General features: G+C 51.1%; 1 rRNA gene. It reads left to right on the top strand.

The features are described 5' to 3' along the window. Positions 1–70: 70 nt before the first annotated feature. Positions 71–1,636 (top strand): 16S ribosomal RNA (locus JUF11_RS13005). The last annotated feature ends 65 nt before the right edge of the window (positions 1,637–1,701 follow it).

Below are 1,701 nucleotides of genomic sequence, written 5' to 3'. Positions count from 1 at the left end.
TAAATCGAAGAGAATTAAACATGAGCGAAGTCAATTCGCAAACAACAAATCGAGCTATTCAAATAACTCATTATATGAGAGTTTGATCCTGGCTCAGGATGAACGCTGGCGGCGTGCCTAATACATGCAAGTCGAACGAGGTTTTGTTGATCGAGTTCTTCGGAACAACTTCTTTAAAACCGAGTGGCGGACGGGTGAGTAACACGTGGGTAACCTGCCCTTAAGTGGGGGATAACATTTGGAAACAGATGCTAATACCGCATAAACCTTTAGACCACATGGTCTAAAGTTGAAAGATGGCGTAAGCTATCGCTTTTGGATGGACCCGCGGCGTATTAGCTAGTTGGTAAGGTAACGGCTTACCAAGGCGATGATACGTAGCCGAACTGAGAGGTTGATCGGCCACAATGGGACTGAGACACGGCCCATACTCCTACGGGAGGCAGCAGTAGGGAATCTTCCACAATGGACGCAAGTCTGATGGAGCAACGCCGCGTGAGTGAAGAAGGCTTTCGGGTCGTAAAACTCTGTTGTTGGAGAAGAACACGTTTGAGAGTAACTGTTCAGACGTTGACGGTATCCAACCAGAAAGCCACGGCTAACTACGTGCCAGCAGCCGCGGTAATACGTAGGTGGCAAGCGTTATCCGGATTTATTGGGCGTAAAGCGAGCGCAGGCGGTTTTTTAAGTCTGATGTGAAAGCCTTCGGCTTAACCGAAGAAGTGCATCGGAAACTGGGAAACTTGAGTGCAGAAGAGGACAGTGGAACTCCATGTGTAGCGGTGAAATGCGTAGATATATGGAAGAACACCAGTGGCGAAGGCGGCTGTCTGGTCTGTAACTGACGCTGAGGCTCGAAAGCATGGGTAGCGAACAGGATTAGATACCCTGGTAGTCCATGCCGTAAACGATGAATGCTAGGTGTTGGAGGGTTTCCGCCCTTCAGTGCCGCAGCTAACGCATTAAGCATTCCGCCTGGGGAGTACGACCGCAAGGTTGAAACTCAAAGGAATTGACGGGGGCCCGCACAAGCGGTGGAGCATGTGGTTTAATTCGACGCAACGCGAAGAACCTTACCAGGTCTTGACATCCTATGCCAACCTGAGAGATCAGGCGTTCCCTTCGGGGACATAGTGACAGGTGGTGCATGGTTGTCGTCAGCTCGTGTCGTGAGATGTTGGGTTAAGTCCCGCAACGAGCGCAACCCTTATGACTAGTTGCCAGCATTCAGTTGGGCACTCTAGTAAGACTGCCGGTGACAAACCGGAGGAAGGTGGGGACGACGTCAAATCATCATGCCCCTTATGACCTGGGCTACACACGTGCTACAATGGCCGGTACAACGAGTTGCGAACCCGCGAGGGCAAGCTAATCTCTTAAAGCCGGTCTCAGTTCGGACTGCAGGCTGCAACTCGCCTGCACGAAGTCGGAATCGCTAGTAATCGCGGATCAGCATGCCGCGGTGAATACGTTCCCGGGCCTTGTACACACCGCCCGTCACACCATGAGAGTTTGTAACACCCGAAGCCGGTGGGGTAACCTTTCGAGGAGCTAGCCGTCTAAGGTGGGACAGATGATTAGGGTGAAGTCGTAACAAGGTAGCCGTAGGAGAACCTGCGGCTGGATCACCTCCTTTCTAAGGATAGATACGTAAGTATCACGGAAACCTATCACATGAAACTTTGTTTAGTTTTGAGAGGA

Source organism: Lacticaseibacillus suilingensis, assembly GCF_016861845.1.
Classification (GTDB): domain Bacteria; phylum Bacillota; class Bacilli; order Lactobacillales; family Lactobacillaceae; genus Lacticaseibacillus; species Lacticaseibacillus suilingensis.
This window is presented reverse-complemented; position numbering and strand designations above follow the sequence as displayed.